Here is an 18662-nt window from a genome sequence, read left to right as displayed (position 1 = left end):
CTAGCTTTTTGGTCTAAAGGCTTTTATTATTTCTTCATTTGTCTCTAAATATGCAGCATGAATTAAGTCTAAACAATAAGGTATAGCAGGGAATACAGAATCTAGGCATTCTCTTATTGATTTTGGCTTACCGGGTAGATTTACTATTAGAGTGTTATTTCTTATACCTGCAGTTTGTCGTGAAAGAATTGCTGTTGGGACATATTTTAAACTAGTTTGTCGCATTAGTTCTCCAAAGCCCGGTAGCATTTTTTGACATACTGCTTCTGTTGCTTCTGGCGTTACATCTCTTAAGGTTGGACCTGTTCCACCTGTCGTTACTATCAAGTCGCATTTTTCTATATCTGCCATTTGGATTAGGTTTTCTTTTATTGATTCTAAATCATCTGGTATTACTCTATATACTTTCTCCCATGAGCTTTTTAGATATTCTTCTAGTGTGCTAATTATTGCTTTACCTGATATGTCTTCATATATTCCTTTACTTGCTCTATCTGATAGAGTTAGGATTCCTATTATTGCTTGTTTCATTGATAATCCTTTATATTTTTATCTATCCATTTTAGTATTTCTTGTGGATTGTTTAAATTTAATATTTCTATATCGTGTGGTATTTCGTTTTTGTCTATTGTTTCATCTATTGCTATTGCTTGAATGTAGTCAAAAAATCTTGAATCTAGCATATCTCTTGCTATGCAGATTCGTTGGAATGGTAATTCTTTTAAGCCTTCTATAAAAACATAATCACATGGTTTAAAGTTGTTTATTATTGATTCTATTTTTAAAGATTCATGGAATCTTAGATATGTCTGTGTTGCACCAAGTATGGCTACATTTGCTCCAGCTTTGTAGAATCTAGCAGAATCTTTTCCTTCTTTATCAAGCTTTGCTTTATCTTTTGGGTCATGTTTTATTATTGATACTTTTTTATCTTTCAATAATAGTGTTAATTTTTCTATTAGCGTTGTTTTTCCACTATTGGAATTTCCAGTGAATGCCACTATTTTCAAGTCTATCCTTTATTTGATAGTAGTCCGCTATTTTTCAGTTTATGGCTTCTATCTTTAGCATAGATTCTATTATTGTTTTGCAAGTCATATTTCCAAATTGGTGCATTATGCTTAAAGTCCTCCACAAACACATCAAAAATCTCTAAACTTGCTTTTCTTTGAGAGCTAAAAACACCTGACATATATGAGCTTTTATGATTTAGGACATTTCCTTGTGAATGTGCCATTTTTAAAAATACACCATTTTTCAGTGCTTTTTCTTGCCAAGAGTTAAACCAATCTTGCAAGATTGGCTCATAAATATCAAAACTTAAACCATCAAACCCATTCTCTTCTCTTACAATTCCGGTAAAAATGCAGTTTGCACCTAAATTATTTTTACAACCAAAGTTATACCACCTTTTATATATCTCTTCTGTTGGTAATGCACCTTCATATATTTCTACAAGATTCATTGTTTATCCACCACATACTGGAGGCAAGAGAGTAACCTTATCTCCATTGCTTAATGAGATATCTAATGAATCTACCATTTTGTTATTTACTGCAACTGCACAATCATCTAACCATTGTTTTATGTTTTCAAACCTTGAATCATTGTTTAATATATCTTTTAACTCTGTTAGATTCTTTATATTAAGGCTTATTGTTTCATTTCCTATTGGTCCTAAAAATTCAACTTGTATCATATTTATCTTCCTTACATTAATTGGATTCTTTCTTCTTGCATCTCATATGGTATTTTTTTTGGTTTTGTGGCTGGTTTTGGTTTTTTTGTTTGTTGTTTGTAGCTTGGTAGAGCTTGTTTTGTTGTTTTTATAATTCTCCCAGTCTTGCCATCTATGAAAAATGCAGTGCCTTTTGGATATTTTGATAACTCTGTTTTGAAACTTTTATCTTCAGGTGTTAGCGGTGATACTTTCATATCTGGTGTTTTAGGTGTTGTTTGAATAAAGTTATCAGCAAATAGTAATGCGCTAAAAACACTAAATATCATTAGAAATTTCATTTTTAATCCTTGCGTTGTGATAGTAAAATATTTATAATGTTACTACAACTATACTTCAAGGAAAATAATATGTTAAAAGTAGTAACTACAAATAGGGCTCCACATGCAATAGGTCCGTATTCTCAGGCTATAATACATGGGAACATGATATATACATCAGGGCAAATAGGTTTGAATAATAATGGAGTTATGCAAGAGGGTATTAAATCCCAAACAAGACAGGTTTTGGATAATTTAGAAGAGATTCTAAAAGAGGCAAATAGTAGCTTTGATTTAGTGATTAAAACAACAATTTTTCTAGCTGATATGAGCGACTTTGATGTGGTAAATGGAATCTATGGTGAATATTTCAAAAATCACAAACCAGCTAGAAGCACTATTGCAGTAAAAACTTTGCCAAAAGGAGCTTTAGTTGAAATAGAGTGTATTGCGGTAGTTAATTAAAGTTTTTATAAACAAGATTTTTGTATAATCTCGTGTTTTTTATTTATAAAAACGAAGCTTCAAAAATCAATATTAAGGAATTGTATATGTATGCAATTATTCAGAATGGAGGCAAACAATACAAGGTTAGCGAAGGTGATATTTTATTGCTTGATTTGCTAGATCTTGAGCCAAAGTCAAAAGTTGAAGTGAAAGAAGTTTTAGCTCTTAGCAACAATGATGATTTAAAGCTTGGTAGCCCTTATGTTAGCGGTGCTAAAGTAGAGCTTGAAGTTATAAATCACGGCAGGGGTAAAAAAGTAATCACTTTTAAAAAGAGAAGAAGAAAAGATAGTAAAACCAAAAGAGGTTTTAGAAGAGATTTTACACGCGTTCGTGTTGTAAAAATCGCAGGATAATGATTTAAGGAGCATTTATGGCACACAAGAAAGGTCAAGGAAGTACTCAAAATAATAGGGATTCAGCTGGTCGTCGTTTAGGTGTAAAAAAATATGGTGGAGAGTTCGTTAGAGCAGGTAACATCATAGTTCGCCAAAGAGGAACTAAGGTTCATCCGGGTAACAATGTTGGAATCGGTAAAGATCATACTATTTTTGCTTTGATTGATGGCATTGTTAAATTTGAAAGAAAAGATAGAAATAGAAAAAAAGTTTCTATTTATTCTGCTTAATACTTCAAGCTACCTTGTTGGTAGCTTTCTTTAAATAAATAAGGTCTTTTTATGTTTGTTGATAGTGTTGAAATACTTGTGTTCTCCGGCAAAGGCGGAGAAGGTGCAGTGTCTTTTCGTAGAGAAAAGTATGTAATAAATGGTGGTCCTGATGGTGGAGATGGCGGAAAGGGTGGCGATATTTATTTCAAAGTTGATAGAAATAGCGATACACTCTCGTATTTTAGAGGACACAAGCATTTTAGGGCTAAAAATGGAAAACCGGGTTTAGGCAGAAATAAAAGTGGCAAGCAAGGGGAGAGTTTGGATATTATAGTGCCTCCCGGAACACAAATTTTTGATATTGATAGTGGAGAGTTGTTGCTTGATTTGCTTAATGATGGTGATAGGGTTTTATTTCTAAAAGGTGGAAAAGGTGGGTTGGGTAATACTCACTTTAAGAGTTCTACAAACCAACATCCAACATATTCTCAAAAAGGTATGCCGGGAATTGAAAAAAAGATTAAACTAGAGCTTAAAATGATTGCTAATGTTGGTTTAATAGGATTCCCTAATGTAGGGAAATCAACTTTGGTATCTGTGCTCTCAAATGCAAAGCCAGAAATTGCTAATTACGAATTTACAACGCTAATTCCGTCTCTTGGTATAGTTGAAGTTGGAGATTATAAGTCTTTTGTTATTGCAGATATACCCGGAATAATAGAAGGGGCAAGTAGTGGTAAGGGGCTTGGGGTAGAGTTTTTAAAACATGTTGAGAGGACACAATTTTTACTTTTTGTGCTTGATGTTTCTAATTATAGGGAATTAAAGATTCAATTTGAATCTCTAAAAAAAGAAGTAAATAATTTTAGTCAAACTCTATCAAATAGGCAATATGGAATAGTATTCTCCAAAATGGATACAAAGGAGAATAATAATTCTCATATAGAATCTTTTATAAAGGAGTTTGGATACAAGCTAAAGCGTAGTGATAAAAATAATTTGTGCTATATAAATGATGACTATGTTAAATCTAAAGAAATTCCAAACTTTATACTTGGTATATCTAGCTTGGAAAAGACTAATTTAGATGAGCTAAAATTTTTATTATTTGATTGTATTAAAAATGCTTAGATAAGGATTCTTATGGATAGGATTGTATTAAAAGTAGGTAGTGCTATATTGGTAGAAAATCAACAAATAAACACACAAAGAATAGAATCTCTAGCAAAAATAATATCTACTTTAAGAGAAAAATATGAAGTAATACTCGTCTCATCAGGTGCGGTAGCAACTGGATATACAGAGCTTAAGCTAGATAAGTCATTTTTAGAAAATAAACAAGCATTAGCTGCAATCGGTCAGCCACTACTAATGCAAAAATATTCAGAAATTTTTAAAAAATATAATATTTTAACAGCCCAAATGCTTGTATCATGGCATGATTTTGATTCTAGGAAGCATACAAAAAACGCACAAAACACAATAGAAGTGTTGCTAAAAAATAATATTTTGCCAATTATTAATGAAAATGATGTAACTGCAATTGGCGAGTTATTGAAACTTGGGTTTGGTGATAATGATCAGCTATCAGCATATGTTGCTCATTATTTTAATGCATCATTGCTTGTGATACTTAGCGATATTGATGGTTATTATAATAAGAATCCTAAGCTAAATAAAGATGCAAAAAAATACAAAATAGTAAATAAAATAGAAAAGCATGAGTTAGAAAGTGAGGCTACACCTAATAATGAGTTTGCCACAGGTGGGATAGTAACGAAATTAAAAGCTGCAAATTTTCTATTAGAAAACAATAGAGCAATGTTTCTTGCAAATGGCGATAAGCTAGAAGTGCTAAGTGAATTTTTGCTTAACAATAATCACATAGATGGAACTTTATTTAAAAGGGATTAATATTTATGAATATCGTTTTTATGGGAACTCCTAGCTATGCTAGAGTGATTTTAGAATCTCTTATAAAAAGTCATAATATAAAAGCACTCATCTGTCAAACAGATAAAAAAGCAGGTAGAAATATGAAGCTAGTAATGCCAGATACAAAGCAGTTTATACTTGAGTATAATGAGAAGAATAATACACAAGTTGAAATATTGCAACCAGAATCTTTTGATGCATCTGTGATTGAGCAAATAAGAAGTTTTAGGGCTGATGTTATAGTTGTAGCTGCATTTGGAAAGATTCTGCCAAAAGAAGTATTAGAAATTGCACCATGTATAAATTTACATGCTTCTATATTGCCACAATATCGCGGTGCAAGTCCAATACAGAGTGCTATTTTAAATGGAGATTCTAATTTTGGCGTTACTGCTATGCTTATGGAAGAAGGGCTTGATTGTGGTGATATGCTTGGTTTTAGTGTAATTAATAATAATGGTCAAAATAGTGATGAGTTGTTTTGTGAGTTATCAAGCTTGGCTGCTAAGTTGTTATTACAAGTTCTAAAACGATTAGATTCTATAAAGCCTTTAAAACAAGAATCATGTATGGCTAGTTATTGTTCTAAGATAAAAAAAGAATTTGGTGAAGTTTCATTTTTGAATTTAAATAGCCTTATTCTAGAAAGGAAATTCTTAGCTTATAGTAGTTGGCCTAAAGTGTTTTTAGAAAGTGGGCTTAGATTGGTTAGGCTTAAGGCATGTGAAGTTTCTAGTAATAACAAAATGGGTGAGATACTGCAAATCTCTAAAGAAGGAGTTGTGGTTGCTTGTAAAGAGGGGAGTGTATTAATTACTTGTGTTCAAGCACCTTCAAAAAAGGAAATTAGTGCATATGAATATGTGCAAGGCAAAAGAATGAAAGTTGGCGATATTTTTCTATGAAGATTCTATATTTTGATAGTTTGCCATCAACGCATTTATATTTGAGTAATAAGCTAAAAAATAAAGAGCTATCTGCTCCAGTTATGATTGTTACTAAGAATCAGCCTAGCGGTATAGGCAGTAGGGGTAATTCTTGGATTGAAGTAAAAGAGGGACTTTATTTTTCTTTTGCTATTACTTTAGAGTGTATGCCTAGTGATTTAAGACTTGAATCTTCTGCTATTTTTTATGGTTTTATTTTTAAAGAATTGTTAAAAAGCTATGGTTCTAAGGTGTGGCTAAAATATCCAAATGACTTGTATCTAAATGATAAGAAAATGGGTGGAATCTTGTGTAGTGCTTTTGATGATATGTTATTAGTTGGTATTGGCTTAAATATAGAGCTTGATAGCAAGTGTGATAAGTTTGCAAAGCTGGATATACGGATAGATAATAAGTCATTGTTAGATGAATATATTTTGCAAATAAATTCTTTTACATGGAAGCAAATTTTTAGTAAATATAAGTTAGAATTTTCGAATAATTTGTCATATAGCTTTCATTGCGGGGATTTGCTTGTATCTATGAGAAATGCGACTTTGTGTGATGATGGTGCTTTGCTTATTGATGGCAAGAAAGTTTATAATTTAAGAAGTTTGGAGTAGTCTATGTGTGAGGTAATTTGTATTGCAAATCAAAAGGGCGGTGTTGGTAAAACTACCACAGCTGTTAATTTGGCTGCTTCTTTGGCGGTTGCAGAAAAAAAGGTGTTATTAGTTGATGCAGATCCTCAAGCAAATGCCACAACTAGCCTTGGATTCCACAGAAATGAAATAGAATTTAATATATATCATGTCTTAATAGGGACAAAAACTCTATCTCAAATAATCCAAAAAACAATGATACCAAGTTTGCATTTAGCACCATCGAATATTGGTTTAGTTGGTATTGAAAAGGAATTTCATAATCAAGAAAAAAACTCTAGAGAATTAGTTATGAGAAAGAAAATAAAAGAGGTTTTAAACTCCTATGATTATGTCATTATAGATTCTCCACCTGCTTTAGGACCGCTTACTATTAATGCATTAAGTGCTGCAAACTCTGTTATTATCCCTATACAATGTGAATTTTTTGCACTTGAGGGCTTAGCACAGCTTATAAATACTATAAAGCTACTAAAAAAGGAGATAAATCCTGATTTAAAAATCAAAGGATTATTGCCTACCATGTATAGTGCTCAGAATAATTTGTCAAAGCAGGTTTTAGATGATTTAGTAAGACACTTTAGTAGAGATATAATCAAAAAAGATTCAATGGAGATTGTAACTATTCCTAGAAATGTAAAACTAGCTGAATCTCCAAGCTTTGGTAAGCCTATTATCCTATATGATATAAGATCTCAAGGGAATATAGCATATCAAAATTTGGCTAACTCGATATTAGAGGGAGCATAATGGCTAAGAAAAATTTGGGTAGGGGTCTTGGGGACCTTTTAGGAGAGATAGAAGAAGCATACCAAAAGGATTTAAACGATAGTTCTGGGCTTGTAATTGAAATAGACATTGATAAAATAAAGCCAAATCCATTTCAGCCAAGAAAAGTGTTTGATGATAATAGTTTGCTTGAGCTTTCTAATTCTATAATTGAGCATGGATTATTGCAACCTGTGTTAGTATATGAAGATTCAAAGAATCCTAATTTTTATTATTTAATAGCAGGTGAGCGAAGGCTTAAGGCTAGTAAAATTGCAAATAAAGACAGCATAAAGGCTATCATTGTAGATATACAAGAAAATAAAATAAGAGAATTAGCACTAATTGAAAATATCCAAAGAGAGAATCTAAACCCGATTGACTTGGCACACTCTTATCAAGAACTAATTTCAGATTACAATATTACCCATGATGAGTTGGCAACTAGATTAGCAAAATCAAGGACACAAATAACTAACACTATGAGGCTTTTAAATCTTAACAAAAAGATACAAGATTACATAGTTGAAGGTAAAATAACTCAAGGACACGCAAAGATTCTTGTAACACTAGATGAAAAAGAGCAATTAAAGGTGGCAGATTCTGTAGTCGGTCAGAAGCTTAGTGTGCATGAGTGTGAAAAACTTGTTAGGGATATTAAAAATGGGCACAATAAAAAAGGTAATACAACTAATAAAATAAAAAACGATAATAGTAAGATTGTTAAAATATGTGAAAAATTATGTGACGCTAATATTAAGGCTAGTCATAAAAACAATAAAATAATTGTAGAATTCCGTAACGATGATGAAATAGAAAAGTTTAATAAAATGTTTATCTTTTGATTTTTAAGTAAAACTTATTAAACCTATTGTATAATAACTTAACATTAATGAAAAGGAGTGACATATGACTATTATCCCAACTCCTTGGGTAATGGCTTTAGTATTTGTAGTTTTTTTAATCCTTGTTTATGGATTAAATAGGATATTGTATAAGCCTCTTTTGTCTTTTATGGAAGCAAGAGAAGCATCTATAAAGAAAGATGGCGAAGGTATAGATTGTAACAACTCTGAAATTATCAAGTTACACAAAGAAGCAGAGGATATAATCCAAGCGGCTAAAATTGAAGCAAATGCGATAAAAAGCAAAGCAAAAGAGAATGCAAAGATTTCTTCTGAAGCTAGGATAGCACAAAAGAGAGATGAGTTGAATCTTAAATATCGTGAGTTTGTTGAAAATCTTGAAGGCGAGAAAGAACAATTAAAAACATCTTTGCTAACTCAGATTCCACTCTTTAAAGAAGAGCTTAAAATCAAGCTTGGTAAATTGTTATAGGAGTGTAGAATGAATAGTATTATTAGAATATTGTCCCTATTTTTTATTCCAACATTTTTACTTGCAGCTGGTTCTGGTGAAGTTGATATTGTAGAGAGAAGTATAAATTTTGTTATATTTTTTGCACTTATTTATTATTTCGCAGCTGACAAGGTTAAAACAATGTTTGTTGAAAGAAGAAATAGCATTGCAGAATCTCTATCTAAAATACAAGATAAACTTCAAGAATCTAAAAAAGAAAAGCAAAAGGCTCTAAAGCAGTTAGAGGAAGCTAAAAAGACTGCAAATGACATCATAGAAACAGCTAAAAAAGAAGCTTTAATTATCGCACAGAAAGTAGATGAGCAAACCAATGAGGAAATTGAAAGTTTGGTTAGACAATTCAATGATGATATTGCGTTTGAGAGAAAAAAGATTGAACGAAGTGTAGTTGCAGATACACTAGAAGAGTTTTTAAATAGTGATTCGTTGGCTCTAAACAAGGAAACTTTGGTTAGAACATTACTAAAAAAGGTTGCGTAAATGAAAGATTTAATAGCAAAGAGATATATAAAGGCTTTATCTAGTGTTGCTAATGAAGATGAATTGAGGGAATATTTATCTTGTTTAGATATTCTATCTAACGCATATAATATTTCTAAATTCAGAGAGATTATGGAGGCTAGCTATATTTGTGTCTCAACAAAAAAAGAATTAATAAATAAAGTTTTAGACAAGGAGCTTGATGCTAAATTTTCTAATTTTATTAATGTTTTAGCTGAACATAAGAGATTGGATTTATTTTGTGAATTAAAAACAGAGTTGTCTAGTTGTATTTCGGCTTTAAATAAGGAATATAAAGCAGTATTAATATCCAAAGAAACTTATGAGGAAGATATCTTAAAAGACATTGAGGATAAGTTTGGTAAAAAGCTAAATGTAAAATTAAAGCTAGAACAAATTACAACCAGCAATGATGGTATAAAACTTGTAGTAGATGATTTAAATATAGAGATTTCTTTTTCTAAAGAGAAATTTATTAATGATTTAAAACATCATATCTTAAAAGCATTTTAAATTTTATATAAGGAGTAAAAGTGGTAGTAAAATTGCAAGCTGATGAAATTAGCTCTATAATCAAGGAAAGAATAGATAATTTTGAGCTTGATTTGGATGTAGCTCAAACTGGTAAAGTTATTGCTTATGCTGATGGTGTTGCTAAGGTTTATGGCTTAAAAGATGTAATGAGCTATGAAATGGTTGAGTTTGATACTGGCGATAAGGGACTTGCTTCTAGTTTGGAAGAGGGAAGTGTTGGTGTTGTTGTTTTAGGTACTGGTAAAGATATTAAAGAAGGCACATCGGTAAAAAGACTTGGTAAATTACTTCGTGTTCCAGTTGGCGATGGACTTATGGGGCGTATAGTTAATGCACTTGGTGAGCCAGTTGATGGTAAAGGAGTTATTGATACTAAAGAATATAGATTTATGGAGGAAAAAGCCCCCGGAATCATGTCTAGGAAGTCAGTTCATGAGCCTTTACAAACTGGGTTAAAAGCTATTGATGCTCTTGTTCCAATTGGTAGAGGTCAGAGAGAGTTGATAATTGGGGATAGACAAACTGGTAAGACTACTGTTGCTATTGATACTATTATTAATCAAAAAGGACAAGGTGTAGTTTGTATATATGTTGCCATAGGACAAAAAGAATCCACAGTTGCACAGGTTGTTAGAAAGTTAGAAGAGCATGGTGCAATGGAATATACCATTATTGTTAATGCTCCTGCTTCTTCATCGGCTGCTATGCAATACCTAGCTCCTTATGCTGGTGTTACTATGGGTGAATATTTTAGAGATAACGGAAGACATGCATTGATAGTATATGATGATTTAAGTAAGCATGCAGTGGCCTATAGAGAGATGTCTTTGATATTAAGGAGACCTCCGGGCAGAGAGGCTTTCCCGGGAGATGTATTCTATCTTCACTCAAGACTACTAGAGCGTGCTGCTAAGCTTAGTGATGAGCTTGGTGCTGGTTCTCTAACTGCACTACCTATTATTGAGACACAAGCTGGAGATGTTGCGGCTTATATACCTACAAATGTTATATCTATTACAGATGGTCAGATATTTCTTGAGACTGACTTGTTTAATTCTGGTATTAGACCAGCCATTAATGTTGGTTTATCTGTTTCACGTGTTGGTGGTGCTGCACAAATTAAAGCTACAAAGCAAGTATCTGGAACATTGAGACTTGATCTAGCTCAATATAGAGAGTTGCAAGCGTTTGCACAATTTGCTTCTGACTTAGATGAAACAAGTAGAAAGCAACTTGATAGGGGACAAAGAATGGTTGAAGTATTAAAGCAACCACCTTATTCACCGTTGCCTATTGAAAGACAAGTTGTTGCTATTTTTGCTGGTGCTAGAGGTTTTATGGATGATGTAGCTGTGTCAGATATTACTAGGTTTGAAGAAGGATTGTATCCATTCTTAGAGGCTAAGTATCCGCATATTTTTGAAGATATTCGCTCAAAGAAAATGCTAGATAAGGATGTTGAAGAAACATTGTGCAGAGCATTAGAAGAGTATAAAAGCAGCTTTGCTGTTTAATGATTTAGGAGATCTTTTATGGGAAATAACCTAAAGGATATTAGAAAACAAATATCGAGTGTTCTAAATACACAAAAGACAACTCGTGCTATGAAGTTGGTATCAACTTCTAAGCTAAAAAAAGCAGATGAAATGGCTAGGCGTTCGAAAGTTTATGCTAACAAGATCGTAAGCGTATTGGGTGAGATTAAGGCCATGGCTTCTAAGACAGATAGCATTCAGGATAATCCTTATTTTGCTAATAGCGGTAGCGAAACGAGTGCATTTGTTGATATATTGATGGTAACTGCTGACAAGGGATTGTGTGGTGGATTTAATATTAACACTATCAAAGAAGTTAATAGACTAATTGCAGAGCATAAAACTAAGAATCTGAAAGTTCGTTTGCGTGTAATAGGAAAAAAGGCGATTGAATATTTTAAGTTTAATGAAATAGAAATTTTAGATAGCGTTGTTGGATTAAGTGCTTCACCTGATTATCAAAAGGCTTCAGAATTTATCAACAAAGCTGTTGAGGATTATTTAAATGGTGTAACTTCAAAGATAATTCTTGTGCATAATGGATTTAAGAATATGATATCACAAGAAATGAAAGTAACACAGATATTGCCAATACAAGATATGAGCGAGTTGGAAATGGATAGCACCTTAGAGGTTGAGCCAAATGAGCAGGAAAATGAGATACTAAATCAACTTGCTAATAAATATGTGGAATTTAGTATGTATTATGCTTTAGTTGATTCTTTAGCAGCAGAACATAGTGCTAGAATGCAGGCTATGGACGCAGCTACAAATAATGCAGGAGAGTTAGCAAAAAGTTTAACAGTTGCATACAATAAGGCTAGACAAGAAGCTATTACAACGGAGTTAGTTGAAATTAATACTGGCGTAGAGTCAATGAAATAAGGAGTGGAATAAATGTCAGAAAATATGATAGGTAAAATAGTTCAAGTTATGGGACCGGTTGTTGATATTGATTTTGAATCGTATCTTCCTAGCATTAATGAAGCTTTGGATATCAACTTCACAGTTGATGGTAGAAGTTCGAAGTTAGTTTTAGAGGTGGCTGCCCATATTGGAGATAATAGAGTTAGAGCTATTGCTATGGACATGACTGAAGGTCTAACTAGAGGCGAAAAAGTAGTAGCTAGAGGGAATCCTATAACAGTTCCAGTTGGTGAGCAAGTTTTGGGAAGAATCTTCAATGTTACTGGTGATATTATTGATGGTGGTACAGAGTTAAATAACCCAGAAAAATGGTCTATACATAGAGCTGCGCCTACATTTGAGAATCAAAGCACAAAAACAGAGATGTTTGAAACAGGGATTAAGGTAGTAGATCTTCTAGCGCCCTATTCAAAAGGTGGTAAAGTTGGTTTGTTTGGTGGTGCTGGTGTAGGTAAGACGGTTGTTATTATGGAGCTTATACATAATGTTGCTTTCAAACATAGTGGATATTCTGTATTTGCTGGAGTTGGTGAGAGAACAAGAGAGGGTAATGACCTTTATCACGAAATGAAAGAATCTGGAGTATTGGATAAAGTTGCCTTATGCTATGGTCAAATGAATGAGCCACCGGGTGCGAGAAATAGAATTGCTTTTACGGGTTTAACAATGGCAGAGTATTTTAGAGATGAAAAAGGGCTAGATGTATTGATGTTTATTGATAATATCTTTAGATATGCTCAATCAGGTGCTGAAATGTCAGCATTACTTGGCAGGATTCCTTCTGCTGTTGGTTACCAGCCGACATTAGCTAGCGAAATGGGTAAGTTGCAAGAAAGAATCACATCTACTAAGAAAGGTTCTATTACTTCTGTTCAGGCTGTATATGTTCCAGCAGATGACTTGACAGACCCAGCTCCTGCTTCTGTTTTTGCTCACCTTGATGCAACAACAGTTCTTAATAGAAAGATAGCAGAAAAGGGTATTTATCCTGCTGTGGATCCACTAGATTCAACTTCAAGAATCTTAGATCCTCAAGTTGTTGGAGAAGAGCACTATAAAGTAGCAACAAGTGTTCAGCAAGTGTTGCAAAAATACAAAGATTTGCAAGATATAATTGCTATTTTGGGTATGGATGAGCTTAGCGAAGAAGATAAAAAAGTAGTTGAAAGAGCTAGAAAGATTGAAAAATTCTTATCTCAGCCATTTTTCGTAGCAGAGGTATTTACAGGTAGTCCTGGAAAATATGTAACTTTACAAGAAACTTTGGAAGGCTTTAAAGGTATATTAGAAGGCAAATATGATCATATACCAGAGAATGCTTTTTATATGGTTGGAAACATTAATGAGGTTCTTGAAAAAGCTGAAAAAATGAAATCTAATTAATAGGGGATTTTATGGAAACCTTGAAGTTGGATATCGTAACACCAGAAGGTAGCATATTCTCAAATGATGTTAATAGTATAACGCTACCTGGTAGTGAAGGTGAATTTGGTGTGTTACCTGGCCATGTTGGTGTTGTTACTACATTGAATGCTGGTGTGATAGAGATTGAAACAAAAGATGGCAAAAAAGAAATGGTTGCTGTTAATTGGGGATATGCAAAGGTAGATGAAAAAAGTGTTGATGTTCTTGCTGATGGAGCAGTTGATATTGCTGGTGATAGCGAGGGAGAAATTGCGCAATCTATTACAAAAGCTAGGAAGCTATTAGAAGAGGCTACAGACAATAATGTTGTTATCTCTTCTGTTATATCTCGCATAGAGACTTTAGTTAAGAGTTCGCTGTGAATCTTATACAATCATTGACAGACAATTATGGTGTTGTATCCATAGTTGTCTTAGTTTGGTTATCTATTTATTTTATACTCGTTTTTTGGATATTTATTTATAGATATATTTCACTATCAAGTTTAATTAGCAATGAAAAAGCTTGTTTGGATTCGCTAGTTAGTGGAAAATATACACTTCCTAGAAATTCTGTCTTCCACTACAACATAAGTAAAATTGAGAAAAAAGTTACAGAGCCTATTTTGCAATATTGTCTAAATAAAACAGTAAAAGAAGCTACAAGCGGACTTACATTTTTGGCAGTTGTTGCTTCTACTGCACCATTTATTGGTCTCTTTGGAACCGTTGTTGAAATACTTGAAGCATTTTCAACGCTTGGAAATGAAGCTAGGGCGACACTAGATGTGATAGCTCCTGTTATATCAAAAGCACTTGTGGCGACTGCAACTGGGATTTTGACTGCTGTGCCTGCTTATACTTTTAATTTATTTTTAAAAAGAAAGGTATTTGAGTTAAATACATATTTGAAGTTGCAAATTGATATTTTGTTATCACCTAAGGAATCTTTAAAGAATGTAGATGAAATTGTTTAGAGGGATTTTTATTGGAAGTAGATAATAATTGGGAAGACACACCAGAGTTAAACATTACACCTTTAGTTGATATAATGCTTGTTTTGTTGGCTATTTTAATGGTTACAGCACCAGTTATTGTCTATAAAGAAGAAATACAGTTGCCCCAAGGTTCAAAAACCGCAAAAACACAAGAGGACTCAAAAATAGAAATCAGAGTTGATGTAAATAGGAATATTTATATAAAAAGTGATGTGTTGCAATTTGATGGCTTTGCGGATTTTTTCGTTGTTTTTTCTAATGGTTATGATAAAAATACGCAAGTTTATATAAGAGCAGATAAGAATCTAAAATATGATGATGTGATTTATATTCTGAAAATCGCTAAACAAAGTGGGTTTAGCAGGGTGTCTTTGGTAACAGATGGTTAATTTTTTTGCATTTTCTATAAGTGGTAGCATAGCGATTCTATTTTATGTATTGCTTTTATTGTTGTTTTTGTGGAATTTTAATCAAAAAACTATAGAGACTAAAGAATATTCCTTTATAAAAGAAACAGAATTTAGTATTGATTTTTTAGAAGAAAAAGTAGAGAAAGTAGAGAAAAAACTAACAATTAAAGAAATACAAGAAAAACCAATAAATGATATACCTAAAAAAGAAGAGAGTGCTTCAAAAACCGCTAATGTTGGAGTTGGAGTTAATGACTTGTTTAAGCAAGTTGAATTCAAACAACCGGTTAAAAAGGAAGCTCTAAAGCCTCAAAGCACAAATGATAAAATAGCTAAAAAAAAGAAAGCAAATGAGGTATCTCAAAGAGATGATCTAACAGATAAACTAGATAAAATAATGTCTAATTTGGAAGTGCAAAAGACTATGAGTTTTGCTACTCCAAAGGGCGAGTATGATGAGTTTTATTCTAAGATTCAAGAAATATTATATAAAAATTGGAAGCCAATAAGAAGCGGTGTGGATTCTGAGGCAGAGGTTATAATTACAATAGACTTTAATGGTAGGTTTTCTTATAGAGTAGTGAAAAAATCTGGCTTTTTGGAGTTTGATAATGCTTTAGAAGAGTTTTTGGATATAATGCAAAGACAAGAATTTCCAAAGTATGAAGGTGGAAGAAAAACTAATATTAGTGTAATTTTTAAAACAGAGGTGTAAAGTATGAGTAGAGTGATTTTTTGTATTTTTTGTTGTGTTGGTTTTTTATTTGCAAGAGATAATATCGATGCAACAATGGAGGTAGTAAAGAAGTTTGGTAATTTACCTACTATTTTGGTTCAAAATATAGGTAAAGATTCTAATAAAATGGGATATAGCTTAAGAACATACAAGATGCTGGTTGCTGATTTGAAGGTTACTGGTCATTTTGTCGTGCAGGAGAATTCAGAAGTTGTAACTAGTGAGGCTGTATTAAATTTTGATGATTATAGAAGCAGTAGGATTGACTTGATAGCTAGGGTTAGTGCAGAGATTACAAGGGGTGGCTTGGAATCTGTTTTGCAATTATATGATGCAAATACTGGAAATATCGTATTAAGCAAAGAATACACTACAAATACAACAGATTCTTATCCTCTAATGGCACATCGTATGGCAATTGATATTAATAATTATATAAAAGCGCCAGATGTTAGTTGGCTTGAGAGAATGGTTGTCTTGTCTTATTATACTAAACCAGGAGAAAGTGAAATTATTGTAAGCGATTATACTCTGACTTACAAAAGACATGTGATATCTGGTGGGCTAAATATATTTCCAAAGTGGGCAAATGAATCTCAAAGTGCATTCTATTATACAAAATACCTAGATAAGCCAACTTTATTTAGATATGACTTGAGTACTGGTCAGAATACTAGATTGATAGATAGTGAAGGTATGTTGGTTGCTTCTGATGTTAGTAGAGATTCATATAAATTATTATTAACTATGGCTCCAAAAGAACAAGCAGATATTTTTATGTATGATGTTCCAAGTGGCAGATTGAATAAATTGACAACTTATAGTGGAATAGATGTTAGTGCAAATTTTATAGAAAATGAAAATAGAATCATGTTTATTTCAGATAGACTTGGATATCCAAATGTCTTTGCAATCCCAAGTAGTGGTGAGGTGCCGGGCAAAGTAGAACAAATGGTGTTTCATGGTAAAAATAATAACGCAGCAAATGCTTTTGGAAATTACATAGTGTATTCAAGTAGAGAAACTAGTGAGGAGTTTGAGAGAAATACATTTAATTTGTATTTAATATCTACAAAAAGTGATTTTATAAGAAGGCTAACTGCAAATGGAGTGAATCAATTCCCTAGATTTGCTAAAGATGGTGAGACAATCATGTATATTAAGCATGAATCAAATCAAAGTGCATTAGGAATTATTAGGTTAAATTACAATAAGACATTATTGTTTCCATTAACTGGAGCTACAATACAATCTATGGATTGGTAAGATGTTTGTATTTTGTTTTAAATGTGTTATAATCTATGCTTTAAATTATTTTTTAGGGAGCTCAAAATGAAAAAGCTTTTAATCGCAGGATCTTTGGCGACTATTTTTTTAATTACAGGTTGTAGCCAAAAGGGTGGTGTAGGTGCCGATGGTAGTGGGTCTGCTAATGCTGGTGGTAAAGGATATATTTCAGGAAGTGATAATTTTGCTAGTTTAGATGATAGAATCTCTCATGTTGAAGGTGGATTGCAAAATATATTTTTTAATTTTGATCAATTTACAATTAGACCTGATATGCAAGGTGCTGTAAGTAATGATGCAAATGTATTGAAATCTAGTGCCGTAGGACCATTAACTGTGAGAATTGAAGGTAATACAGATGAGTGGGGAACTGATGAGTATAACTATGCATTAGGGTTAAAAAGAGCAGTAGCAGTTAGAGATGCGTTGGTGGCTCAAGGTGTAAGCCAAGATAAAACTGTGTTGGTTAGTTATGGCGAAAGTAAGCCAACTTGTACTTCTAAAACTAGAGAGTGCTGGGCTGAAAATAGAAAAGTTACTTTCAAAATGCTACCATAATTAGAGGCTATCTCATTTGAAAAGATTATCTTTATACATTTTGTGTTTTGGTATCGTGTTTGGGCAAGAGCCATCGGCATTTAATGCTGGTGCTATTGCACCAAAAAAGACAGAGCAAGAGGTAACGCAAGAAAAACTTTTTAATCTTTCTTCACAGATGAAGTCAGTAAATGAATCTCAAGAGGGATTGAAAAGTGTTTTTGAAGGTCAAATGCAAAGAATACAAGAACTTTCAAATAAAATAAATGTAGTCTCGCTTGAAAATAATGCGACTTCAGCAGAGATAAAGAGCAATATGGATTCTAATTTTGAAATACAAAATAAAAATATAGAAAGCCTAAAGCAAAGCATAGCGGAGCTTGGTAAGTTGTTGCAAGAGAATAATAATAACCTAAAAAAAGAAATTGCTTCTTTACAAAAACAAATAAATGAAGTATTAGATATAGATAATAATTCATCAAGTAGCAATAATATTCCTAAAGATTCTAAAATATCCACAAAAGATACAGAATCAAATAGGACGAATGCAACGGAAATAACACCTAAAGTGGCTACTAAAGAAGAGAAAAAAGAGAAGCCTAAAGATATAGATGATAAGCCAAAAAAAGTTGATCTTAAAAGCAAATCTTTAGCGGAAGTATTTAAAGAAGGTGAAGGCTACTTATCTAAAAAAGAATATAGCTTAGCTGATGAATATTTGCAATTCGCAGTTAAGGGTAACTATAAACCTGCAAGAGGCAATTTCTTGCTTGGAGAGATAGCATTTGCCCAAAAGAAATATGAAGATGCTATTTATTATTATAAAACTAGTGCAACAAGATATGATAAAGCAGATTATATGCCTACTCTAATGCTAAATAGTGCAAAATCATTTAGGGCGATTAATGAAACTGAAAATTCAAATAAGTTTCTAAAAACACTTATACAGCTATATCCTGATTCAAAGGAAGCTGTAGAAGCTAAAAAACTTTTATAATATTTAGGAGA

General features: G+C 32.6%; 27 protein-coding genes. 22 read left to right on the top strand and 5 right to left on the bottom strand.

Annotated features, from left to right (window positions below; all coding sequences use genetic code 11):
* From mog to PF022_RS05055, 5 genes are read right to left on the bottom strand one after another with little or no spacing between them, the layout of a single operon-like run.
* Complete coding sequence (gene mog / locus PF022_RS05075) at nucleotides 1-531, bottom strand: molybdopterin adenylyltransferase (protein WP_271020883.1); 531 nt, start codon at nucleotides 529-531, stop codon at nucleotides 1-3.
* Nucleotides 528-1001, bottom strand: a complete 474-nt coding sequence (mobB, locus tag PF022_RS05070; protein WP_271023046.1) for a molybdopterin-guanine dinucleotide biosynthesis protein B — start codon at nucleotides 999-1001, stop codon at nucleotides 528-530. Before mobB ends, mog begins: the two co-directional genes overlap by 4 nt.
* Before the next feature lie 11 nt (nucleotides 1002-1012).
* Nucleotides 1013-1465 (bottom strand): molybdenum cofactor biosynthesis protein MoaE, encoded by a 453-nt coding sequence (locus tag PF022_RS05065; protein WP_271020884.1) that lies wholly within the window; start codon nucleotides 1463-1465, stop codon nucleotides 1013-1015.
* Nucleotides 1466-1468: 3 nt separating this feature from the next.
* The gene (locus PF022_RS05060) at nucleotides 1469-1699 is read right to left on the bottom strand and encodes a MoaD/ThiS family protein (protein ID WP_271020885.1); all 231 of its coding nucleotides are present in this window, start codon (nucleotides 1697-1699) and stop codon (nucleotides 1469-1471) included.
* Nucleotides 1700-1710: 11 nt separating this feature from the next.
* Nucleotides 1711-2019, bottom strand: coding sequence for a hypothetical protein (locus PF022_RS05055; RefSeq protein WP_271020886.1), 309 nt, complete (start codon nucleotides 2017-2019; stop codon nucleotides 1711-1713).
* Nucleotides 2020-2088: 69 nt separating this feature from the next.
* On the opposite strand from PF022_RS05055, the gene PF022_RS05050 reads away from it, so the two are divergent.
* From PF022_RS05050 to PF022_RS04945, 22 genes are all read left to right on the top strand, one after another.
* On the top strand, nucleotides 2089-2463 hold the full coding sequence (locus PF022_RS05050) for a RidA family protein (RefSeq protein ID WP_271020887.1): 375 nt from the start codon (nucleotides 2089-2091) through the stop codon (nucleotides 2461-2463).
* Nucleotides 2464-2549: 86 nt separating this feature from the next.
* Nucleotides 2550-2861 (top strand): 50S ribosomal protein L21, encoded by a 312-nt coding sequence (rplU, locus tag PF022_RS05045; RefSeq protein WP_271020888.1) that lies wholly within the window; start codon nucleotides 2550-2552, stop codon nucleotides 2859-2861.
* A gap of 17 nt (nucleotides 2862-2878) precedes the next feature.
* A complete protein-coding gene (gene rpmA / locus PF022_RS05040) occupies nucleotides 2879-3133 on the top strand; it encodes a 50S ribosomal protein L27 (RefSeq protein ID WP_271020889.1) in 255 nt (84 codons plus the stop codon).
* A gap of 51 nt (nucleotides 3134-3184) precedes the next feature.
* Nucleotides 3185-4246 (top strand): GTPase ObgE, encoded by a 1062-nt coding sequence (gene obgE, locus PF022_RS05035; RefSeq protein ID WP_271022996.1) that lies wholly within the window; start codon nucleotides 3185-3187, stop codon nucleotides 4244-4246.
* Between the two features lie 12 nt (nucleotides 4247-4258).
* Nucleotides 4259-5029 carry a glutamate 5-kinase gene (proB, locus tag PF022_RS05030; protein ID WP_271020891.1) on the top strand — a complete coding sequence of 257 codons (771 nt, stop codon included), beginning with the start codon at nucleotides 4259-4261 and terminating at the stop codon, nucleotides 5027-5029.
* A 5-nt stretch (nucleotides 5030-5034) separates the two neighbouring features.
* Nucleotides 5035-5955, top strand: a complete 921-nt coding sequence (gene fmt, locus PF022_RS05025) for a methionyl-tRNA formyltransferase (RefSeq protein ID WP_271020892.1) — start codon at nucleotides 5035-5037, stop codon at nucleotides 5953-5955.
* A complete protein-coding gene (locus PF022_RS05020; RefSeq protein ID WP_271020893.1) occupies nucleotides 5952-6599 on the top strand; it encodes a biotin--[acetyl-CoA-carboxylase] ligase in 648 nt (215 codons plus the stop codon). Before fmt ends, PF022_RS05020 begins: the two co-directional genes overlap by 4 nt.
* 3 nt (nucleotides 6600-6602) lie before the next feature.
* On the top strand, nucleotides 6603-7388 hold the full coding sequence (locus tag PF022_RS05015) for a ParA family protein (protein WP_271020894.1): 786 nt from the start codon (nucleotides 6603-6605) through the stop codon (nucleotides 7386-7388).
* Nucleotides 7388-8251, top strand: a complete 864-nt coding sequence (locus PF022_RS05010; RefSeq protein ID WP_271020895.1) for a ParB/RepB/Spo0J family partition protein — start codon at nucleotides 7388-7390, stop codon at nucleotides 8249-8251. The genes PF022_RS05015 and PF022_RS05010 overlap by 1 nt, the downstream gene beginning before the upstream one ends.
* A gap of 64 nt (nucleotides 8252-8315) precedes the next feature.
* The gene (locus PF022_RS05005) at nucleotides 8316-8744 is read left to right on the top strand and encodes a F0F1 ATP synthase subunit B family protein (RefSeq protein WP_271020896.1); all 429 of its coding nucleotides are present in this window, start codon (nucleotides 8316-8318) and stop codon (nucleotides 8742-8744) included.
* 9 nt (nucleotides 8745-8753) lie between these two features.
* Nucleotides 8754-9266 (top strand): F0F1 ATP synthase subunit B, encoded by a 513-nt coding sequence (locus tag PF022_RS05000; RefSeq protein WP_271022994.1) that lies wholly within the window; start codon nucleotides 8754-8756, stop codon nucleotides 9264-9266.
* Complete coding sequence (locus tag PF022_RS04995; RefSeq protein WP_271022993.1) at nucleotides 9267-9800, top strand: F0F1 ATP synthase subunit delta; 534 nt, start codon at nucleotides 9267-9269, stop codon at nucleotides 9798-9800.
* 20 nt (nucleotides 9801-9820) lie between these two features.
* Nucleotides 9821-11335, top strand: coding sequence for a F0F1 ATP synthase subunit alpha (gene atpA, locus PF022_RS04990; protein WP_271022992.1), 1515 nt, complete (start codon nucleotides 9821-9823; stop codon nucleotides 11333-11335).
* Nucleotides 11336-11353: 18 nt separating this feature from the next.
* Nucleotides 11354-12241 (top strand): ATP synthase F1 subunit gamma, encoded by an 888-nt coding sequence (gene atpG / locus PF022_RS04985; RefSeq protein WP_271022991.1) that lies wholly within the window; start codon nucleotides 11354-11356, stop codon nucleotides 12239-12241.
* 24 nt (nucleotides 12242-12265) lie between these two features.
* Nucleotides 12266-13666, top strand: a complete 1401-nt coding sequence (gene atpD / locus PF022_RS04980) for a F0F1 ATP synthase subunit beta (protein WP_271020998.1) — start codon at nucleotides 12266-12268, stop codon at nucleotides 13664-13666.
* An 11-nt stretch (nucleotides 13667-13677) separates the two neighbouring features.
* The gene (gene atpC, locus PF022_RS04975) at nucleotides 13678-14070 is read left to right on the top strand and encodes an ATP synthase F1 subunit epsilon (protein WP_271022990.1); all 393 of its coding nucleotides are present in this window, start codon (nucleotides 13678-13680) and stop codon (nucleotides 14068-14070) included.
* The gene (locus tag PF022_RS04970; RefSeq protein WP_271022988.1) at nucleotides 14067-14663 is read left to right on the top strand and encodes a MotA/TolQ/ExbB proton channel family protein; all 597 of its coding nucleotides are present in this window, start codon (nucleotides 14067-14069) and stop codon (nucleotides 14661-14663) included. The genes atpC and PF022_RS04970 overlap by 4 nt, the downstream gene beginning before the upstream one ends.
* 11 nt (nucleotides 14664-14674) lie before the next feature.
* Entirely contained in the window at nucleotides 14675-15073 is a 399-nt protein-coding gene (locus PF022_RS04965) for a biopolymer transporter ExbD (protein WP_271022986.1), read from the top strand.
* Nucleotides 15066-15809, top strand: a complete 744-nt coding sequence (locus tag PF022_RS04960; protein ID WP_271020904.1) for an energy transducer TonB — start codon at nucleotides 15066-15068, stop codon at nucleotides 15807-15809. Before PF022_RS04965 ends, PF022_RS04960 begins: the two co-directional genes overlap by 8 nt.
* A gap of 3 nt (nucleotides 15810-15812) precedes the next feature.
* Nucleotides 15813-17096: a Tol-Pal system protein TolB gene (tolB, locus tag PF022_RS04955; RefSeq protein WP_271022985.1), complete on the top strand. Its 1284-nt coding sequence runs from the start codon at nucleotides 15813-15815 to the stop codon at nucleotides 17094-17096.
* Nucleotides 17097-17162: 66 nt separating this feature from the next.
* Nucleotides 17163-17675: an OmpA family protein gene (locus tag PF022_RS04950; protein ID WP_271020906.1), complete on the top strand. Its 513-nt coding sequence runs from the start codon at nucleotides 17163-17165 to the stop codon at nucleotides 17673-17675.
* Nucleotides 17676-17691: 16 nt separating this feature from the next.
* Complete coding sequence (locus PF022_RS04945; protein WP_271022984.1) at nucleotides 17692-18651, top strand: hypothetical protein; 960 nt, start codon at nucleotides 17692-17694, stop codon at nucleotides 18649-18651.
* Nucleotides 18652-18662: the final 11 nt, after the last annotated feature.

Origin of the sequence: Helicobacter sp. WB40 (assembly GCF_027859275.1) — a bacterium.
GTDB lineage: Bacteria > Campylobacterota > Campylobacteria > Campylobacterales > Helicobacteraceae > Helicobacter_D > Helicobacter_D ibis.
Note: the sequence above shows the minus strand (reverse complement) of the source record. Positions and strands in the feature narration are given on the sequence as shown.